At 53.7% G+C, this 19,082-nt stretch carries 16 protein-coding genes; 13 read left to right on the forward strand and 3 right to left on the reverse strand.

Translation table 11 applies throughout. The features are described 5' to 3' along the window. Positions 1-12: 12 nt before the first annotated feature. The 3 genes from J7382_RS17395 to J7382_RS17405 all read left to right on the forward strand — a co-directional run bounded on the left by J7382_RS17395 (position 13) and on the right by J7382_RS17405 (position 2,542). Positions 13-126: a glutathionylspermidine synthase family protein gene (locus tag J7382_RS17395; protein ID WP_247745096.1), complete on the forward strand. Its 114-nt coding sequence runs from the start codon at positions 13-15 to the stop codon at positions 124-126. A 555-nt stretch (positions 127-681) separates the two neighbouring features. Beyond that, complete coding sequence (locus tag J7382_RS17400) at positions 682-1,086, forward strand: transposase (protein WP_247745090.1); 405 nt, start codon at positions 682-684, stop codon at positions 1,084-1,086. Between the two features lie 313 nt (positions 1,087-1,399). Further along, entirely contained in the window at positions 1,400-2,542 is a 1,143-nt protein-coding gene (locus J7382_RS17405; RefSeq protein WP_209070267.1) for a Hint domain-containing protein, read from the forward strand. 310 nt (positions 2,543-2,852) lie between these two features. Here J7382_RS17405 and J7382_RS20000 read toward each other — a convergent pair whose 3' ends face one another. Continuing rightward, positions 2,853-4,538, reverse strand: a complete 1,686-nt coding sequence (locus tag J7382_RS20000; protein WP_247745091.1) for a Hint domain-containing protein — start codon at positions 4,536-4,538, stop codon at positions 2,853-2,855. Positions 4,539-4,874: 336 nt separating this feature from the next. Here J7382_RS20000 and J7382_RS17415 point away from each other — a divergent pair, with 336 nt between their 5' ends. The 3 genes from J7382_RS17415 to J7382_RS17425 all read left to right on the forward strand — a co-directional run bounded on the left by J7382_RS17415 (position 4,875) and on the right by J7382_RS17425 (position 7,427). Next, positions 4,875-5,288, forward strand: a complete 414-nt coding sequence (locus J7382_RS17415; RefSeq protein ID WP_209070268.1) for a hypothetical protein — start codon at positions 4,875-4,877, stop codon at positions 5,286-5,288. A 361-nt stretch (positions 5,289-5,649) separates the two neighbouring features. Further along, a complete protein-coding gene (locus J7382_RS17420; protein WP_209070269.1) occupies positions 5,650-6,027 on the forward strand; it encodes a hypothetical protein in 378 nt (125 codons plus the stop codon). Positions 6,028-6,521: 494 nt separating this feature from the next. Then, complete coding sequence (locus tag J7382_RS17425) at positions 6,522-7,427, forward strand: LysR family transcriptional regulator (RefSeq protein ID WP_209070270.1); 906 nt, start codon at positions 6,522-6,524, stop codon at positions 7,425-7,427. Between the two features lie 1,718 nt (positions 7,428-9,145). On the opposite strand, the gene J7382_RS17430 is transcribed toward J7382_RS17425, so the two are convergent. Next, positions 9,146-10,498, reverse strand: coding sequence for an aminotransferase class III-fold pyridoxal phosphate-dependent enzyme (locus tag J7382_RS17430; RefSeq protein WP_209070271.1), 1,353 nt, complete (start codon positions 10,496-10,498; stop codon positions 9,146-9,148). Between the two features lie 150 nt (positions 10,499-10,648). Between J7382_RS17430 and J7382_RS17435 the strand changes: the two genes are divergently transcribed. The 7 genes from J7382_RS17435 (at position 10,649) to argE (ending at position 17,996) form a co-directional block, all read left to right on the forward strand. Continuing rightward, positions 10,649-11,458, forward strand: coding sequence for a helix-turn-helix transcriptional regulator (locus J7382_RS17435; protein ID WP_247745092.1), 810 nt, complete (start codon positions 10,649-10,651; stop codon positions 11,456-11,458). A 306-nt stretch (positions 11,459-11,764) separates the two neighbouring features. Then, positions 11,765-13,045 (forward strand): NAD(P)/FAD-dependent oxidoreductase, encoded by a 1,281-nt coding sequence (locus J7382_RS17440; protein ID WP_209070272.1) that lies wholly within the window; start codon positions 11,765-11,767, stop codon positions 13,043-13,045. Between the two features lie 17 nt (positions 13,046-13,062). Continuing rightward, on the forward strand, positions 13,063-13,479 hold the full coding sequence (locus J7382_RS17445) for a RidA family protein (protein WP_209070273.1): 417 nt from the start codon (positions 13,063-13,065) through the stop codon (positions 13,477-13,479). 89 nt (positions 13,480-13,568) lie between these two features. Continuing rightward, positions 13,569-14,243: a DUF1028 domain-containing protein gene (locus tag J7382_RS17450; RefSeq protein ID WP_209070274.1), complete on the forward strand. Its 675-nt coding sequence runs from the start codon at positions 13,569-13,571 to the stop codon at positions 14,241-14,243. Between the two features lie 15 nt (positions 14,244-14,258). After that, a complete protein-coding gene (locus J7382_RS17455; protein ID WP_209070275.1) occupies positions 14,259-15,755 on the forward strand; it encodes an aldehyde dehydrogenase in 1,497 nt (498 codons plus the stop codon). Between the two features lie 24 nt (positions 15,756-15,779). Further along, positions 15,780-16,724, forward strand: a complete 945-nt coding sequence (locus J7382_RS17460; protein ID WP_209070276.1) for a LysR family transcriptional regulator — start codon at positions 15,780-15,782, stop codon at positions 16,722-16,724. Between the two features lie 123 nt (positions 16,725-16,847). Beyond that, positions 16,848-17,996: an acetylornithine deacetylase gene (argE, locus tag J7382_RS17465; RefSeq protein ID WP_209070277.1), complete on the forward strand. Its 1,149-nt coding sequence runs from the start codon at positions 16,848-16,850 to the stop codon at positions 17,994-17,996. Here the strand turns inward: argE and J7382_RS17470 are convergent. After that, positions 17,986-19,020, reverse strand: a complete 1,035-nt coding sequence (locus J7382_RS17470) for a histone deacetylase family protein (protein WP_209070278.1) — start codon at positions 19,018-19,020, stop codon at positions 17,986-17,988. The two genes, argE and J7382_RS17470, sit on opposite strands and share 11 nt — an antisense overlap. Positions 19,021-19,082: the final 62 nt, after the last annotated feature.

The following is a 19,082-nucleotide window of genomic DNA, read 5'->3' on the forward strand; positions in this document are numbered from 1 at the left end:
GCGGACCACATGATGATTGGGTCGTGGGTGATAGGCGACAATGCCTGTGGGCTGTGCGTCCGCGAGGACAGTTCCGAAGTAACGCAGGATTTGTCCCGGTTTGTGCCACATTTTATTCAGGCATGACAACGGCACAATGGTACCATGTCCGCTTTGGGTTGTAGATCGGCCTTTGGACGAGTTTTTTGCCAATATCAGCTATGGGTCGTCCTTGAAATCATCAGTGTCTGCAATCTGCGCCTCGCAACCATTCATGCGAGACGCAGCATTTTGCACTCTGGGCTCTTTTCAGACTTTCTTCGCACTTGAGAGTAATGTCGGCTATCGGTCTATTGCGACGTGATGGAAAACCTTTGAGTCGTAAAAGGCAAAAATAGTGCGGCTTGGCGAAAACTGTAGACACAAATTCAATGGCTTAGCGGCGGGGCAATGGCAAAGCTATGTGTCGCCCCACACCTGTTGACCTCGCAGGACTTCGACCTTTGCGTCATAACCTGACCCAACATCTCCATTCTGCTCCCGCAGGCTGTTTCGATGGGGTCAGAAGTTTGACCCGGAGTTGACGAAACGCACTGAAAATATCTGCGCCGCGTCAGCGTCGACTTGCACGTTGACGAGACCTACATTCGCTTCGGTGGAAAGTGACGCTATCTCTGGCACGCTGTCGACGCCAACGGCCAGATGGTTGACTTCCGCTTCATTGCACGAGGGGATGCGAAAGCCGCAAATACCTTTCTGAACAAAGCAATTGAGCGGGCCCGATTGCACCGGCCGATAACAATCGTGACTGAGAAGGCCCCGGCCTATCGGCGCGTCATTCGCGAAATCAATCGCCGTTGTGATCCACACTTCGACAGCATTCGGCACATCGACCGAAAATGGCGAAACAATTTGATTGAGAGTGATCATGCGGCTCTGAAACGGCTGTTCGGATCCCGTCAAAGCTTTCGATCCTTGCGATCAGCCAAGGCAACTCTCAGTGGCATTGAAACAATACCAACCGTCAGACGCGGTCACATCCACAACAAACAAGCATGTGTCCTTGAGGAGATTCCGTTCATCGCGGGACTCTTTGAGGCTGCTTGATCCTGAGGCATTCGAACGCGCCAACCCGGCCTCAGCAGATTAATACAACAGTCCCAGCACGATCTTGCACTGAAATCCATGGGTCCCGCCCCTAGTGCCGGGCCCTATGGCGCGCTTGATCCCACTTTTTGGCGCGCGCCTTCCATTTGCCTCAATTGTCTAGGCGTTATGCTTGAACCCATGAGTGAACCCAGAGAGTTCAGATGGTTCTGATCCCCGGTCATACACCGAAATGAGCGGGAGTTTTGAGTAACCATCATCGCAGCGACGTTTGGTCGACCAAGCGGGCGCGCCTTTACAGGAAGAACCTCTCATGGCGTGGATATCAGAAATCCATTACATCAATACACTTGCCGAAAGTCTTTCGGTTTCCGAATATGTTGAGATCGCCCTTTCACCGACAGAACAGCTTCGCGCAGGCGATTTTGTGTTTGCGGCCTACGAGTCCAATGGGGCTTTTCGCGGCAGTGTTGCTCTGAATACGCTCACACCGGCAATTGATCCTGACAACGGGCATTTCATTTATCGCGTCAACATCCGGGTCACAGACCCAGATGCCATTGCGCCGATCGGAAGCGCGCTCAACGAGAGTGAGGCAATCGCGCTGTTGGACATCAGCTTACCCTCCCCGGTTCTGTCCTTTTATGACATCGGTGGCGGGGTCCAGAACATCACAGCCAACGGCGGCCCCGCTGCCGGAGCTGTGTCGCAGAACATCCCCGCAGTCTCAGGGCAAGGCTCTATCCAATTTGATCGGTCTGGCAATCGTATCGACGGGCCGATCACCCCGAACAGGGCTGTGATCTGTTTCGCCAAAGGAACACTGATTGACACGGCGCAGGGGGCTGTTCCCGTGGAAACTTTGAAAATTGGTGATCTGCTCCGCACGGCGACCGGTGAGATATGTAAGATACGGTGGATTGGGGCGCGCCATGTCCAACAGGGTGAGCTACAGCAAAATCCCAAGCTTTACCCGGTACGGATTGGTGCGGGCGCGATGGGCAGTGGCCTGCCAGAGCGCGACCTGGTGGTGTCCCGTCAACATCGGATTGTTGTGTCTTCCGATATCGCAGAACAGGTCACGGGATCGCGCAACGTGTTGATTCCCGCCATCAAGCTCACGGCCTTGCCAGATGTTTACGTGGATGAACGCCTCAGTTCGATCGACTATTTCCACATCCTGTTTGAAGAGCATAAAATCCTCTGTGCCGAAGGCGCGCAGGCGGAAAGTCTGTTTCCTGGTCCACAGGCGCTGCAGGCGCTGACATCTGCAAGTCGCGATGAAATATATGCGGTGTTCCCGGAGTTGGCAAAGGCCACGACCGACCCTCAGACCGCGCATTTTGTTCCTGATAACAAGCAGCAGAAGGCGGTGATTGCTCAGCATGTGGCGCAAGGTTTGCCGTTGCAACAGTGCCAGAGCGACCGCCGACGCGCTGCTGGAATGTGGTTGTAAATAAGGTGAAGTCACGGGCCATTTAGGTTTGGGCTTTGATGAGCCTGCGGATAAAAAAGGGGGCAGAGCCTAAGTAAATAGGTCTCTGCCCCAGAAACTGATCACAAACCGGTTTGCCTAGGCTATGGCAATCCCGGTGCTAGAGCGGCATGACACCAAGGTGCCATTTGTGATCAGGTGCATGAATGTGAGGCAGGCGGCCAGCACATCCAAACAAACGCCCGAACTCTTAGGGGATGATGTATCGGGTGCGTTTTTCCGTGAGTGTCTTTCTTTGCGCTTTGGGGCATCGCTATGCCCTTGTGTTGTTTCAAGCGATCAATTGGTGTTTCGCTGATTTCAGATGTCTTTCCAAAAGCTTCTTTTGCCGTTTGCCACTTGGGATTTCTCGGGCTGCGGTCGGTACAAAATCGGGCGCGCAGATTTCCGGGAACAGGGTTGTGATCTCTTCTCTGGCCTCTGGGCTGAGCGCCTTGAGCGCCTCGGTGCCGGTATAGAGGCTCTCTGAGGGGCTGCCATTGGCGTAGACCACCTGATGGGTGTCAAAGAGCATATGGAAGTATTCGACCTCTTCGACCTCAACATCCACATAGATGCCCGGCATGGCGCAGAGTTTGATGGCCGGGATCAACACCTCGGGGCTTTCAAACATGCGTTCGGAGATGCGGGATTTCACCAGCATCCGATGCTGGCGGGAGACCAGCAGGTCACGCTCTGGCATGTTTTGCCCCATCGCGCCTGCGAGAATGCGGATCGGGCGCAGTTTGGGGAAACTGTTCAAGAGCGAGGATGACAGTTTGCGCGAACCGATCCAGCGGATGGGCTGATAGCCCGCGTCCATGGTCAGCACCATGTCATCCACACGCAGGTTTTCGATGGCGACCTCCCCCCGGATGGTTTTGATCATCGTGCCAGCGCAGAAGCACACTGGCGCTAAAGGTGTCAGGGACACCTCAGTCCACCACGTAAACTCCTGCATGCCACCGTCTGTATCCCGTTGGCTAATCTGCCATGTCAGGCCGGTCGCAGGGCCAAAGGTTTCTGTTGTAGGGTCATACGTTCCCCCGGCCGCCACGAAAGCATCGATAAATTCCTGCTTTTGAGCTTCATCTATATACTGAAAATCCAGAAGGGAATTCTGATTGTTGCCTATGATTTCATAGGCGCTATCGTCTGAGGTCAGATCGCCACCAAAGTGCAAAACCTCCCGTACATTGGGGCTTCTTTGCTCCGGGAAAAGGGCGACCATGGAGACACGCCCATGACCTCCAACGTGCGGATTGTGGGTCAGTCCGCGGAGGAATACTTCACTGCTCTGTGCGCCGGAGGCATAGATTGTGTCTCCCGTAACTGTGATGTTATCGGCATAGACCTCGCCGTCATTTGTGCCGTCTCGATTGACCCGCCCCGCTTCCTGTGCGCCTGACAGGTGAACAATTTCAGCGTTGATGGTTGCCCCATTCCAGTCAACATAGTCGATGTTATCTGACGTGCTACCGAAAAAAATTCGGGTCCCATCGACGACGTTATCTTCCCCCATGTCGACCCGCAATGAGTTTCCAAAACGCCCCTTCGGGAGGTAGTCGACTACGGTACGAGTAGCAGTGGCACTTTCACCCCAAGAGACATCGTCTCCTGAATTGAGTTCAAAATCTGTTCCGCGATTGGATTCTGCATATTGAACATATTGTACGTGCGCTCCGTCACCAACATTTAGAATGTTTGATTGGTCGATGTTGTTTGCGTATCTCGCAGTGAGAGAGATTCCATCGCCAGAGCCATCACCGACGGTTGCGATGTTTACTACTGTACTAACGTTATCGATGGAAAACGCAAAATCCGTTGGCACATCTGATGTTACAGTCACAATGGCCGGGTTGCTTGGGCTGGCTGAGCCAGTCAAGGTCACGATAGACGCAACGGATGCGTCAATTTCGACTGTGTCACCGCCGTTTACAGAGTAGGTACCCGGCGTGTTGATAACGATATGTGCCATTGAAATACTTGGCTCCCTTCCTAAAATGCCCCGTGGAAAGTTTTTCAGGCCAAGTGTTATTTCGCCACAGGAATCCCGCCAGAGGGCGTGAAGTGGGAGGTGCGTGCCAAAATGTGGGATAAGAATTCGTTAACCGGTGGTGTCAGAGCCAATATGGGAGCAAAGCGGCTCCGTGTGCCTTAATCGCGGATTTGATGAGGATGTTCAAAATTAACACAGCATGAACGTCGTCGCGCACTTCCAATTTAGAACAAAAACACATATCGGATACTGCATTTATTTTTATTATACCTATGCCGCGTAAGGTGGTCGCTGAAGTGCAGGTAAGGAAATCGTATGGTTGCTGATATGTCCCCCCAAATGGCCCACGACATCGGATGTGAGCTCCGTGCGCACTTGGACGTAGACCGGTTTTCAGGTATCTTGCCGTGCTCCTCTGAGGATGCGCTTCAATTTCTGGCTGAATGGAGAATCCACAGCCGTGAAGACGCCCTTGAACTCACATCGCTGCCGCGCCAAGCTTGGGGTAATTTCATCGAAGAGATGACGCTGGAACAGCAGTTCTGGACGATTGCCGTTGCCGCGCAATTGGCATTTGAGGCGGCGGCCACGCTTCGTCAGATTGACGCGGACTCAAACAGTGCTGTTCCCAGCGTGGGGATTGTCAAACGCATGCAGGCTCTGTTGCACGCGGCGCATATTGATCCTGAGGCGCAGTGGCCCTTTCCAACGCCCCGCCCTCAGTTCTAGGGTCTTCAAACACGGTCGTAGGCTTGATCCGCTCCCGATAAAAAGGGGGGAGCGAGGGCATACGCGCCGCCGGTGCTCTGCTCCGTTCAGCTCTATTCAGACCGCAGCCTTAGGGGGTGTGGCGTTCTGGCGAGGTGGCGCCTCGGCTAAGTGGCCTGACCGACAAGGACACCTTTCCAATACATTCACATATTGACCGACCGCGTACCATTCCATGGAAGATTGCGCTGTTTTGATTGAGCTCAGTTCTGAGCTGTGACCCTTTGGGGCCATAAACAGGAGCGGGCGTGCGGCATCGTTTCAGAATTGTTCAGGACCCCTCGGGCAGGACCAAATTTTATTTTTGTATGGGATCTTAGTCGTGGAAAAAATTGAAGTCACCAATGTTGAGATCCTCCAGCAAGCCCGGAACGAAGAAGACAATACTCTGAGCGCAGAGGTGAAGATTCACTACGCCTTTGGTGATCTGGGTGCGCGGGCGATGATCGCCACACTAGAGATATCCGCCAAGAAGGACGCCCCATGGCGCCGAATCAAGCGGCGGCTGCATGCGAAGGCCTGGGAGTGGCTCTATGATTATTTCGATGGGGCAGCCTTGGGTGACGACTGTGAAAACTTTTTTGCACAGGCAGAAACTACGGCATTGAAAGAGGAGAGCGGCCCTGGGTCTCTGCCCCGCGATGAAGAGCTGGCCTTCCAACGTGAGCTGCATGATATTGTTTACGAAAGAGCCTACTAAATCTTAGGCGGCGCGGCTGTGCACCGAATACCCGGCGTGCGCCGGTGAGGGGCAGCACTGCGTCAGTCATGTAACTTCCTCAATAGTCCTGCATTATCCCGTTGAAAGATGAAGCTGTCAGGCTTGCTGGACCTTTGCGCCAACATCGATTTCAACCTTCCACCCAGTTTTAGGTTCGCGCGTGCCAGTTTTTGGTGCGGGTGCATATAACCTTGCCTTTCGTGCACGCTTCGGACATTGCTCCGCCGCAGTAAAAACCATTTAACGGGGTGATTGCACTCAGATTTTTCAACAACGCCTCATGTCGGCGCATCCGGATACGCGCCTTTCGCTGACGTCCGAAGCCAATGATGTCGAGCGACTGATTTTCCCAGTACTTTCGTGCAATAGCCTAATTATTTGAGGAAAGAGCCGCGGTTGTTATCAAGACATGGCGTCAAATGATTGACGATTACTACACGACGTTACACTGAACATTGAATAAGAGGGCCACATTGATTGACACTAAGGCTGCAAACGCCGCTCGGACGCTCGCAAAACATGGTAGTTTTCGTGTTGCTGCGGAGATTATGGGAGCATCTGCGAGTAGTTTTTCACGCTATATTCGGCAAGCAGAGGAATATGCAGGGCAGAGGTTGTTTGAGCGGAGAGGGGCTGGTGTTACTCTGACGTCGGCTGGGCGCACCTTTATTACGCTGCTTGAGAATCTGAGTGAAGCCACAGGACAGTTTGAAGCGGGTGCAGAAAGACTGCGCCACTCGGGTCCGGATGTCATAAATATCGGATGTGGGCCTTTGGCGGCGCGGACAATCGTGGCGCCGTTGTTAGCAGAATTGCTGAAATTAAAGCCGGAGTTGCGCGCAAAAGTGAATGTGAGTTCTGCCAAGGAACCGCTTGAAGAACTGAGAGCAGGGGCGTTGGATATAGCTATATGTGATTTGACGCACACTCCAGATCTGAGCAATTTGGAAGTCAAGATGCTGAAAAAGCGCAATGCTTCGTTCTGGGGCAAACCTGACCACCCTCTGGTTTCAAAAACGCAATTGCAGCTTCGTGATGTTCTCATGTACCCTATTGGTACAGCTGGCATGCCAAGTTATTGGCGCAAACAGTTTACAGCTCTTTTGGGGGGGACCGCAGAAGCGTCACGTCGGGCATTACAAATGCCTCAGGTCGAAAGCGATGATGCCTCCATGGTGGCTGATATTTCTGCGCGCTCCAATTTGATATGTGGGGGGATGGCGGAGGACTTCTGTACCTACGTCAAGACGGGTGCGCTTGTTGAGCTTAAAATTGTCGAGGCGATGACTTGGAATTTATGCGTCGCGCGACAAGATGGGGCTGCGTTCTCTGCGTTGGAGTTGATTTGGCAGAAAGTGCTCAAGGAACACGGTACATAGGCCGATTGGCAGCTCGGTCTTCCCTCCTAACACCTTGAGCGCAGGCTTTCATGTTATTGATCAAGGTGTTGAGGGGGGGCGAGCAGGATGTGCGTTGCTACGCTGCAACCAAAACATCATGCTTTAACATCTCAGAGATATCAGACCTGGGTTCCCGAGATGCAGTGGAGTGATCCAGCCGGCAAGCAGAGAGTGAGCGTACTATCTGTGTACTAGCGCCAGTATACCCAAGAAGCTGACCGCCCCGCTCAGTGTATAAGCGACCACCATCTCAAGTGGAGTAGCCCCCAAAATCATGATCAATATCGCGAAAAATAATGCGATAGCCGAAGATATAAAAAGATTTCCAACGATCATTGTTGAGTTCGTCCTCGTGCCAAAAGAGCATCGACTTGTAAAGCACGCCTCGCCTACCACACGGTTTTCGAGTACTTGCTTGGGCTTAAAGATAAAAAAGCACCCCAATTTGGTAAACTGATTTTGCCTATCCAATCATGAATTGGGATCAGTGGTCCAAATTTTGAAAGAAACAGACTTGGGGAAAGCGTCGGTGGCGGCTCAAATCGAAGAGGCCCTTTGGTCTTCTGGCCATATTCAAAGCCTAGCCTGTATGTGCTGCTTTTTGCTCCATGGCGGCGCATTCTGTGTCTGAGAGTGCCGTGGTATCCCACCACCCGCTGGTTCGTGCTTGTCTGGCGGTTTCTCCGCAATGCGGGCAGTTGACAGGTTCGGGAAGTCGGCTGCCAAAAACACCTCGTGAGACTTCGGTTGTTTTGCTCTGTTCTGACACGATGAACCATCCGCGACAGGATGCGTTTGGGCAGCGCTCAAATTGCGCAGGCATCTTGTAATCCTCTGTATTGAATGCGTTGCTCAGGCGATGACAATCTGACGCTCTGGTCAGGTCATCGCCTTCTAAAGTGCGCGATTATTTGGTCTTGTTTCGCTTGCCCTCGTTAAGGCAAATTTGGTCCGCTTGAGCGACCGACATGCTATCAGGGCGATTGATCGAGCGATCCCAAACTGTGATTTCCTGTGTGTACAGCTGGCAGGTCACCGGACCCTGATCCGTCTGCACAACGACTGGGTCGCTTTCATAGCCGCGCGGGGAAGGGACACAGCCAGCAAGACCCGCTGCTAAAAAAACACTGTACTTAACGATATTGATACCCTGCATATTGCGCACTCCAAACGTTGCCATTCTTTAATTACGTAGCTGCATAGGATTCATGCCTGCGACTGAATGCTATTCGTTGCGTTGCTGGACAGGGTCAGGACGCGCTGAGCTCGGCAATGAGAACTTTTCAAGAAGGCGCATGAACCAAATGCTATAGCGGTCCATTTTCACATGTTGTTGAAGCGCGCCATTCTAAAACCTGAAATTCCATTTTGCGGCACAACAGTTCCAAAAACTGACGTGATCTTTAGGTGCCAGAATAGGTTTGGTGGACGGTTTGCGTTTTGCATCGCTCCAGGTGATTGCTTTGGAAACGCTTACTTTCCGAATGTGGTCGGGCGTTTCCAGCTTGATGTGGAGCGCTTTCGTGGCGGATTTTAGCGCCCTGAATGTATTGGGAGCGCGCCTCGAGGCTGGGAGGCTGGGTATTGCGGTAGAGCGTTGCTCACATTTCGTGCCCAGGGCGCCAGGCGCTTCATGGCGCCTTATGGCGGGCTGTTTTGTGTCCACGGGGGCAAAACAGCCCCCGGGCAGGTTTGGTTTAGAGACCGGCAGCGACTTCGGTGATTGCGTCGCGCAGGATGCTTTCGATTTGATCAATCATCGGGGCATCCATGATCAGGGTCGGAGACAGGATCAATACATTGCCAAGCGGGCGGGCAATCAGGCCACGTTTCTGGCAGGCACGCGCCACCTTGAGACCAACCTGCGCCTCTTCTGCATGGCTTGCCTTGGTTGCGCGGTCCTTAACAAACTCGATGCCCATCATGAAATGGCTTCCGCGCACCTCCCCCACGAGTTCGATATCCATCAGGCCACGCAGATTGTTCTCAAACTGCTTACCAGTGGTCTGCACACGCTCTGGTATACCTTCGCGTTCCATAATGGCGATATTGGCCAGACCTGCAGCTGCGGCGGCGGGGTGGCCTGAATAGGTCATCCCGTGCAGGAACATTCCATCCGGGCCGGAGATCACGTCGTGGATCTCATCAGACACGATGGTTGCAGACAGGGGTTGATAGCCTGATGTCAGGCCTTTGGCGGTGGTAATGATATCTGGCACCATGCCAAAGACATCTTCTGAGGCAAAGAAATGGCCAAGGCGTCCAAAGGCTGTCACGACCTCATCGGCGATATATTTGATGTCGTTGGCCTGACAGACGTCCCATGCGCGTTTGTGATAGCCTGCTGGCGCTGTCACAACACCACCAGCACCTTGGATGGGTTCAGCGATGAAGGCGCAGATGTTTTCTGCACCAATACGCTCAATGCTTTGCTCCAGATCGTCCATCAGCGCGTCGAGAAACTCGGCTTCGGTCATCTCCCCACCTTCACGCCAATAGTGTGGTGACCGCAGGTGGTGCACAAGATCGCTGGCCGCGTGCCACCCTTCAGAATAGCCGGGGGTCGTCATCGCCATCGCAAGGTGAGTGGAGCCGTGATAAGCGCCGTGGCGGGACAGGACCAGCTTCTTGTTCGGCTTGCCTTTGCGGATGTTGTAGTGGTGTAGCATGCGAATGGCGCTGTCATTGGCCACTGAGCCGGAATTTCCGAAATGCACGGCATTCAGGTGTCCGGGTGCGAGTTGGGCGATTTTCTCTGCCAGTGCAGCGGCAGCCGGATGGGTAAAGTTGTAGAAGGTGGAGTAATAATCCAGCGTCTGTAGCTGCTCTGTGATCGCTGCAATGACTTCCGCGTTGCCATGGCCGATATTGACACACCAGAGACCCCCAATTCCGTCAATCAGCTCGGTGCCATCGCTATCGTATACATAGGCCCCCTTTGCGCGGGAGATCACGGTGCGGGCACCTTGTTGCTTGAGTGCGTTCAGGTCTGCGAAGGACTGAATTAAATGCGCGTCCTGTGCAAGAATGTCGTTTGTGTCTTTGGCCATCGGCTTTCCTATTGTGTTAAGACGCTGCTTTGCCAGAAAGCGGGTCGGGCCAGTCGGGGCCGACGAGCTCAGCATTGCATACCACCTAGTTTTGCAAAATAAGTTACTTTGATGATTTGAGGGGGGTATATACCCCCAAGGGGGTATGCCATGATGATGTCCAGCCAGGTATCAGACGCTCTGGCCACTGCAATTTTGGCGGTTGGGGCAGAGAGTTTTGCTGAAACGCTGCACGATTGGCTGAAAGCGACGTGTTCCTTTGACAATATTGCGATCATCGCATTTTTCCAGAGTAGTGGGCCGCAGGTCTTGATGACGCATGCACGCGATAGTCGCGTTTTTGAACGTATCGACAGCCACTATGTTAAAGGTGCCTATTTGCTGGACCCGTTCTATGGGTTGCACCAAAAAAACGCTGTGGATGGTGTTTACAGGCTGGCCGATGTGGCGCCAGATCAGTTTCAGCGAAACGAGTATTTCAAGTCTTACTATGCGAACACGACTTTGACAGACGAGATGGCTTTTTTCGTCAAGCTTCCATCTGGCAACTCCGTTACGGTGTGTATTGGGCGAGATGCGACCACTGCATCGCGGTTCTCATCAAAAGACTACATGACAGCCAAAAGTATCGCCCCAGTGGTGAGCGCTTTGGTTAAAGCACATTGGTCTGGCCTGTCTCACGAAGATCAACGAGAGCCAGAAGACGTGATTGAAAAGCTCCGGCAGAGGATGTCGGTCGATCAGGAGGTCAATCTTAGTCCGCGGCAAGCCCAGGTCGCGCTCTTGATTTTGCAGGGGCACTCTTCGATTTCCATTGGCCTGACATTGGGGATCAGCTCCCAGACGGTGAAGGTGCTGCGCAAGCAACTTTATCGCAGATGCCGGATTTCCTCACAGGGCGAGCTGTATTATCTCGTGGCGCCTTATCTGTCTGAAAGTGCGCCGCCCGCCGGACATTGAGGCGGCTCTAAGCTGCTTAGCCATAGCCTAATTAGCTCTAAGCTAGACAATAGTTTTGCTCGGTCCGAACTTGTGAAACCTTAGCAGCGAAACATGCAAAGCGTGCTGTCATGGCACCTGAAACGTCAATTCGAACCGGCCAATACGTGAATTTTGGTCGTGTCAAGGATCGTGCGCCAAAGTCCGGGGTGTGAGCGCGCAAGGTGATTTCCGGATTGCGACCTGGTGGCCAGAAAGCAGCACAAAACACATGAGAGTTTTGGCCTGTTCGGGCCAGTTTAAGGCGCAGAGATAGGAAAGCGACACATGGCCATCGAGAAAACGGATACGCTGGTTGTTGGCGGTGGACAGGCGGGTATCGCGCTCAGCGAGCACCTCGGCAACAACAATGTGCCCCATATCATTCTGGAGAAGCGCCGTACCGCCGAAGCGTGGCGTACAGGTCGCTGGGATGCTTTGGTGGCAAATGGGCCATGTTGGCATGACCGCTTTCCCAGTCTTGAGTTTGCAGGCGATGATCCCGATGCCTTTGTCACCAAAGATCGCGTTGCCGACTATTTGGTCGACTATGCAGAAATGATCAAAGCGCCAATTCGCGAGGGTGTGGAGGCGCTGAACGCGGAACGGATGCCTGGGAAAGGTGGCTTCAGAGTAGAAACATCGGCGGGCGAGATTCACGCCAAACGTATCGTTGCCGCCACGGGCGCATTTCAACATCCTGTTGTCCCGCAGATTGTGCCCCAAACCGCGGGTATCACGCAACTTCACTCCTTCTATTACAAGAACCCGGAACAGCTGCCTGATGGGGCTGTAATGGTTGTTGGAGCGGGGTCGTCTGGAGCTCAGATTGCGGATGAATTGAACCGCGCTGGCCGCAGGGTCTTTTTGTCGGTTGGTCCGCATGACCGCCCTCCACGTCGCTACCGCAGTCGTGACAATGTCTGGTGGCTTGGGGTTCTTGGACTATGGGACATGGCGGCGCAGAAGCCAGGCACAGAGCATGTCACCATTTCGGTCAGTGGTGCGCATGGTGGGCAAACTATGGATTTCCGCCGTTTGGGCAATGAGGGCGTTACTCTAACCGGCATGACACAGAGCTTTGCAAACGGTGTGCTTAGTTTTGCCGATGATCTACAGAAAAACATTGCGGCCGGGGATGCCAACTATCTTGAGATGCTGAACATGGCGGATGCCTATGTGGAACGCATGGGGCTGGATCTGCCAGAAGAGCCAGAAGCGCGCGCAGCTTTTGCTGATCCGGACTGCCTTACTCATCCGCTGACCTCACTTGATTTTGCCAAAGAGGGCATTTCTACCATCATCTGGGCCACCGGGTTCCGGCAGGACTTTAGCTGGATCAAAGCGGAGGCTTTTGACGCCAAAGGGGCCCCGATCCACACGCGCGGGGTCTCGATTGTGCCTGACATCTACTTCCTTGGCTTGCCATGGCAGTCACGTCGCGGCTCTACCTTCATTTGGGGGGTGTGGCACGATGCGAAATATGTGGCCGATCAGATCGCGATTCAGCGCGCATACGCTGACTACAAGGGCGAGGCGGCCATCATTACGCCTGCTGCAGCTGGGTAAACACACAGGACTTTAAAATGGCGCATACTCGCATTCGCAAATTTAACACCGCTGCGACCTATCCGGAGCAGAACCTCGACAACGATCTGTGTCAGGCTGTTGTCACTCAAGGTGGCAAAACCGTTTATCTACGCGGTCAGTGCCCACAAAACTTGGATGACGCGGTCAATATCGACAGCAATGATCCCGTCACACAGACACATAAGGTCATGCAAAACATCAAGCAGCTGATCGAAGAATGTGGCGGCTCGATGGAGCATCTGGTCAAAGTTGTTGTCTACATCACCGATGTTCGCCACCGCGAAGCGGTTTATCGTACGATGGGTGAATACATTAAAGGCGTACACCCGGTTTCCACAGGCTTGGTTGTTCAAGCCCTCGCACGCCCAGAGTGGCTGGTTGAAATCGACGGTACCGCTGTCATTCCGGATTGATCCTTGCCGGATCAATGGAACATGCCGGAGAGCGCCTTTAGGCCTTCCCAAAATGGTGCCGTCCGGTAATTCGCTTCAAGGAGAGTATGATGACTTTTTCTCTGGTGGCTCGCTGTGCTGATACAGGGATGTTTGGCGTGGCGATTTCATCTTCTTCGCCTGCTGTCGCCGCGCGCTGTTCATTTGCACGCGCTGGGGTTGGGGCCGTGGCGTCGCAAAACGTGACCGATCCTAGTTTAGGCCCGTTGACGCTTGATTTGATGGAACAAGGTAAGTCTGCGTCGGACGCCATTGATGTCATAAAAGAACAGGCGAAGTTTATCGAATATCGGCAGGTGCTTGCGGTGGATGCAACAGGGGGCGTGGCCATCCATTCTGGCCCGAACAGCCTTGGTATCTGGACGCAGGCACAGGCGAAAAATGTCGCTTCTGGTGGCAATCTTCTGGACAATGACTGCGTGCCACAGGCCATCGTCGATGGTTTCTTGTCCGCCAAAGGGCACATTGGGGATCGGTTGATTGCAGCTATGCGCGCCGGGCTGTCAGAGGGCGGCGAGGCTGGCCCGATCCATTCGGCGGGCATGAAGATCGTCGACAAAGTCAGCTGGCCGGTGGTCGATCTGCGCTGTGATTGGACTGCAGACTGCCCAATCGAAGCGATCTCCGCAGCGTGGGACATCTACAAACCACAATTAGACGCCTACACACAGCGTGCTCTCGACCCGCGCGAAGCGCCGTCTTACGGCGTGCCGGGCGACGAGTAATCAGGGAAAAAATCGATGTTGGATTACACATACGAAGATTGGCAAAACCGTGCCAATGCGCTCTCGTTTCGCGGGCAAGCTTTCATCAATGGCAAATTTGTCGATGCGGCCTCGGGCAAAACTCTTGATAGTATCAACCCAGCAACTGGCGCTGTGCTAACGTCCGTGGCGGAATGTGATGCGGTTGACATTGATCGCGCTGTTTTAGCTGCGCGTACTGCGTTTGAGGACGGACGCTGGTCGCGCATGGCACCTGGCGACCGTAAAGCAGTGATGCTCAAGCTGGCCGATCTCATTCGTGAAAATCTGGAAGAAATGGCGCTGCTGGATAGTCTGGACATGGGCAAACTGGTGAAGGACGCCGCCACCATCGACGCCCCCGGATCAGCGCATTTCTTTCAGTGGTACGCCGAGGCGATTGATAAGGTCTATGACGAGGCGGCCCCAACCGGACCCGGTGATTTAGCCTTGGTCAGCCGTGTGCCTCTGGGGGTTGTTGGAGCGGTAACGCCTTGGAATTTCCCACTGGACATGGCCACATGGAAGGCTGCCGCTGCCTTGGCCGCAGGCAATTCGGTGGTTTTGAAGCCCGCAGAACAGTCACCTTTGTCCGCTTTGCGCCTCGCTGAGCTGGCCGCTGAGGCGGGCGTTCCTGATGGGGTTTTCAACGTGTTGCCCGGTTTTGGTGAGACCGCCGGCAAAGCGCTTGGATTGCATATGGATGTGGATTGTCTCGCCTTTACGGGGTCGACGGCCATAGGCAAGATGTTCATGCAATACTCAGGGCAATCCAACCTGAAACAGGTCTGGCCAGAAACGGGAGGCAAAAGTCCTAACTTGGTATTCGCGGATTGCGAGGATCTGGATGCCGCCGCAGATATGGCTGCCTTTGGTATCTTCTTCAATCAGGGGGAGGTCTGTTCGGCCAATTCACGGCTATATGTGGAGCGTTCAATCAAAGAGGCATTTGTTGAGAAGTTGATTGCGCGGGCACAGGCGACCCAACCGGGGGATCCTTTGGATCCAGCATCTTCAATGGGTGCCATTGTTGATGAAAAGCAGACCCAGAACATCATGCGCTTTGTTGAGGATGGGAAGAGCTCTGCCACTCTGGTGGCTGGTGGCGAGCGGGTCACCGTGGATGGCAAAGGATGCTTTGTGCAGCCAACCATCTTTGATGATGTGGCGCATGACGATCCACTCGCACGAGACGAGATTTTTGGCCCTGTTTTGTCGATCATCCCCTTTGACACTGAAGAACAGGCGGTGACGATGGCCAATGACTCGATCTATGGGCTGGCAGCATCGGTCTGGACGGACAATCTGTCTCGCGCGTGTCGCGTGTCTGACAAACTTATGGCTGGCACGGTCTCAGTCAATACGGTGGATGCACTGTCCGCAATGACCCCATTTGGCGGCATGAAACAGTCCGGCTTTGGGCGCGATTTGTCATTGCACTCTCTTGAAAAATATACTGCGCTGAAGACCACTTGGATTAAGTATAAGGCTTGAGCCTAAGATGACGGGGATGCGCCTTTGCCTTTCAGATATACGCTGCGACAACTTGAGTATTTTGTAGCCGTTGGAAGGGCGGGCAGCATCGCTGCTGCCAGTGAGCAGCTTAATGTGTCGTCCCCGTCCATTTCGGCGGCAATTGCCCAGTTGGAGGTTGAATTTGGGGTCACGCTTTTTGTGCGAGAACATGCGCGAGGGCTTACACTGACCAAAGCCGGGCATAAATTCATTGAGCGTACAGAAATTGTGCTGCGTGAAGCCGAACTGCTAGCAACACTGGCCGGTGAAATCACAGGTAAGGTTCAAGGGATCCTCTCCGTTGGGTGCCTGGTGACTTTTGCGCAGATCGTCTTGCCGGGGCTGCGGCGGGATTTCGAGCAATGCTACCCCGAGGTGCGGATTGAGCAACGTGAGCTCAATCAAGCCGATATTTTCAGCCAATTGCGCAGGGCAGATTTGGATGTGGCGCTGACATATGATCTGGATATTCCGTCCGATCTCGAATTTCAGCCACTACACGACCTTCCTCCCTATGTGCTTCTGGGGGAGGATCATGCCTTGGCGGAGCGTAGCGAGTTGACGATTTCCGACCTGCGAGACAGCCCTATGGTTTTGTTGGATTTGCCATTCAGTGCTGAGTACTTTTTGTCGTTTTTTGGAGACACCGATTTCAAACCCAACATTGCAGAACGCACGGCTGACATGTCCGTGATGCGCTCTTTGGTTGCAAATGGTTACGGATTTTCAATCGCTAATATCCGACCTTTAAATACCCTCTCACCGGATGGTAAAAAACTGATCTGCGTGCCTTTGTCTGGTGATGTACGCCCAATGCGCCTTGGGCTGCTGCGCGCGCGTGCGGAGAATGAGACCAATACGCTCAAAACCTTTGTCTATCACTGTGCGAAGGCTGTTCGGTCAGGAACGCTCCCGGGGCTGTATGCTATGAATGATCGTATGCTTTAAGGTCTTAGTGATCTCCTAAGCCAGGCTTTGACATTCCCAGATTTAAGTCTCTGTATCGTGATGTAGGATTGGCTCAACCTATCCCGCCCTGCGTGGGTGGTCCCGCAAATAGGGTGTATTTCAATGTCCGCCACTCTGGATATCCTTGACAGGCTGATCGCATATGACACGGTCAGCGAGACCTCTAATCTCGATCTTGTGGCCTATATTGAGACCTTTCTCAAAGTGCGGGGTTTTGAGGTTCACCGCATTGAAGATCCCGTAGGGGAAAAGGCAGGGCTTTATGCTCAAAAAGGCCCTAAAGGAGATGGCATCCTGCTGTCTGCTCATACCGATGTTGTCCCCGTTGAGGGGCAAAATTGGACGAGGGATCCGTTTCGACTGACCCGCGACGGGGATCGTTTCTATGGGCGTGGCACCACAGATATGAAAGGCTATGTGGCGTCGGTTCTGGCGATGGCAGACCGTGCGGTCGATGTCGCGTTGCGGGAGCCGATAAAGATTGCCCTGTCCTATGATGAGGAGATTGGCTGCGTTGGTTTGCAGCGTATGCTAGAGCGCCTTGTGCCAATGCTTGGGCAGCCAAAGGCGTGTTTTGTCGGTGAGCCGACCGAGATGCAGGTGGCCATCGGGCACAAAGGCAAAGCTGCGCTACGAGCGGTTTGTCACGGCCAAAGCGGGCATTCGGCATTGGCACCGAAATTTGTGAATGCGCTGCATCTGGCAAATGATTTCCTGTCTGAACTGCGTGCTTTGCAAGATTTTTATGCCTCAAATGGGAACAGAGATCTGGCTTATTCAGTGCCTTATTCGACGTTTCATGTGGGGATGATGTCGGGGGGGCGCGCGCTGAACATCATTCCTGATACTGCTGAACTGACTTTTGAGTATCGCCATCTTGTTTCGGATTTGGGCAAAGACATACTTGCACGCATTCAAGAGGCGGCGGGCAAAGTGAGCGCGCGTTATCAGTCGCTCTGTTCTGGAGCCAGCGTCGAGGTCGAGCAATACAATGCCTACCCGGGGCTGGATGTCGCGGAAACGGATGGCATTGTCCCATATGCTCAGAAGCTTTCGCAGAGCGCCGCTACCACCAAGGTTGCCTTTGGCACTGAAGCAGGATTTTTCAGTGCGTTGGGCATTCCCACAGTTGTTTGTGGGCCCGGTTCAATGGAAGGTCAGGGGCATAAGGCTGATGAGTATATTGAACAGGCCCAACTCAACGCCTGTGATGTGATGATGGATCGTATTTTGCAAGATCTCAGCCGGTGATCTGCTCAAACCCTTCCAGAACATTCACAGCGTTGACACCGATTTCTTCAACATCATAGCCGCCCTCCATCACGAATTGTGTGGGCATCCCCATTTTTGCAATGTCTTCGCCCATTGTCAGAAAGTCATCAGACATGAGTTTGAAAAAGCTGATGGGATCGTTTTCGAACGTGTCCACGCCCAGCGAAATGATCAGGGCCTCCGCGCCGAAGTTTCGCACCTTCTCCAGTCCGATTTGCAGTGCCTCACGCCAGATTTCAAAGGGGGTGCCCGCAGGCATCGGGATGTTCAAATTATAGTCCTCGCCGACACCTATTCCAGTTTCATCCGCGTGGCCCAAAAAGTAGGGAAACGTCTCCATTGGATCGCCATGCAGGGAGACGAACAGCACGTCGTTCCGATCATAGAAAATGTCTTGAGTGCCGTTGCCGTGGTGGAAATCGACATCCAAAATAGCCACCCGCTTTGCGCCGTTGTCCAGCATCGACTGAGCGGCAATGGCGGCGTTGTTCAGAAAACAGAAGCCGCCATAGCTGTCAGAAAAGGCATGGTGACCTGGGGGGCGGCACAGGGAAAACACAGCTGAAGACCCCGTCTGCAAACGGCTCGCGCCTGTGAGCGCCACTTGAGCGCTGGCATAGGCGGCCTGCCACGTACCTTGGGTCAGGCTGGTTTCGACAGAATTGGCGTAAAAGCCCAGCTTTCCCTCGACAAAATTCGGGCAGGTCTGGGCCATGCGCCGAACGGGCAGGGCGGTAGGCATGGCCTCGCCTTTGAACCCCTCGGCGGTCCATTCCTCCCAGATCGTTTGCAAAAAACGAACAAACCCAGCGTCGTGGATGGCGTGGATCGGAGCTAGCCCAAAATCTTGGGGGGCTGATATCTTTCCCAATCGTCGGTTTTTGACGCGATCCAGCACGTATTCGGCGCGGCTGGGTTTTTCATGTGGGGCGATCAACTCTCCGCCAAAGAACTCGGTGTTGGCGTCCCGCAGCCGGTGTTGTTCCGAAAAGATGGTTTCCATGGCCAGCCCAGTGTCTCAAATTTATAAAAAGCGGGCCACGCATTTGGCATGGCCCGTGTCAA

The sequence above is a fragment of the Shimia sp. R11_0 genome, from assembly GCF_017744035.1.
GTDB lineage: Bacteria > Pseudomonadota > Alphaproteobacteria > Rhodobacterales > Rhodobacteraceae > Shimia > Shimia marina.

Bases quoted from the DNA above. Each gene is read 5' to 3' on its own strand.
- J7382_RS17395 (WP_247745096.1), top strand. From the start codon at position 13: ATGATTGGGTCGTGGGTGATAGGCGACAATGCCTGTGGGCTGTGCGTC.
- J7382_RS17450 (WP_209070274.1), top strand. From the start codon at position 13,569: ATGACTTTTTCTCTGGTGGCTCGCTGTGCTGATACAGGGATGTTTGGC.
- argE (WP_209070277.1), top strand. From the start codon at position 16,848: ATGTCCGCCACTCTGGATATCCTTGACAGGCTGATCGCATATGACACG.
- J7382_RS17435 (WP_247745092.1), top strand. From the start codon at position 10,649: ATGATGATGTCCAGCCAGGTATCAGACGCTCTGGCCACTGCAATTTTG.
- J7382_RS17440 (WP_209070272.1), top strand. From the start codon at position 11,765: ATGGCCATCGAGAAAACGGATACGCTGGTTGTTGGCGGTGGACAGGCG.
- J7382_RS17415 (WP_209070268.1), top strand. From the start codon at position 4,875: ATGGTTGCTGATATGTCCCCCCAAATGGCCCACGACATCGGATGTGAG.
- J7382_RS17400 (WP_247745090.1), top strand. From the start codon at position 682: ATGGTTGACTTCCGCTTCATTGCACGAGGGGATGCGAAAGCCGCAAAT.
- J7382_RS17445 (WP_209070273.1), top strand. From the start codon at position 13,063: ATGGCGCATACTCGCATTCGCAAATTTAACACCGCTGCGACCTATCCG.
- J7382_RS20000 (WP_247745091.1), bottom strand. From the start codon at position 4,538: ATGGCACATATCGTTATCAACACGCCGGGTACCTACTCTGTAAACGGC.
- J7382_RS17405 (WP_209070267.1), top strand. From the start codon at position 1,400: ATGGCGTGGATATCAGAAATCCATTACATCAATACACTTGCCGAAAGT.
- J7382_RS17455 (WP_209070275.1), top strand. From the start codon at position 14,259: ATGTTGGATTACACATACGAAGATTGGCAAAACCGTGCCAATGCGCTC.
- J7382_RS17430 (WP_209070271.1), bottom strand. From the start codon at position 10,498: ATGGCCAAAGACACAAACGACATTCTTGCACAGGACGCGCATTTAATT.
- J7382_RS17470 (WP_209070278.1), bottom strand. From the start codon at position 19,020: ATGGAAACCATCTTTTCGGAACAACACCGGCTGCGGGACGCCAACACC.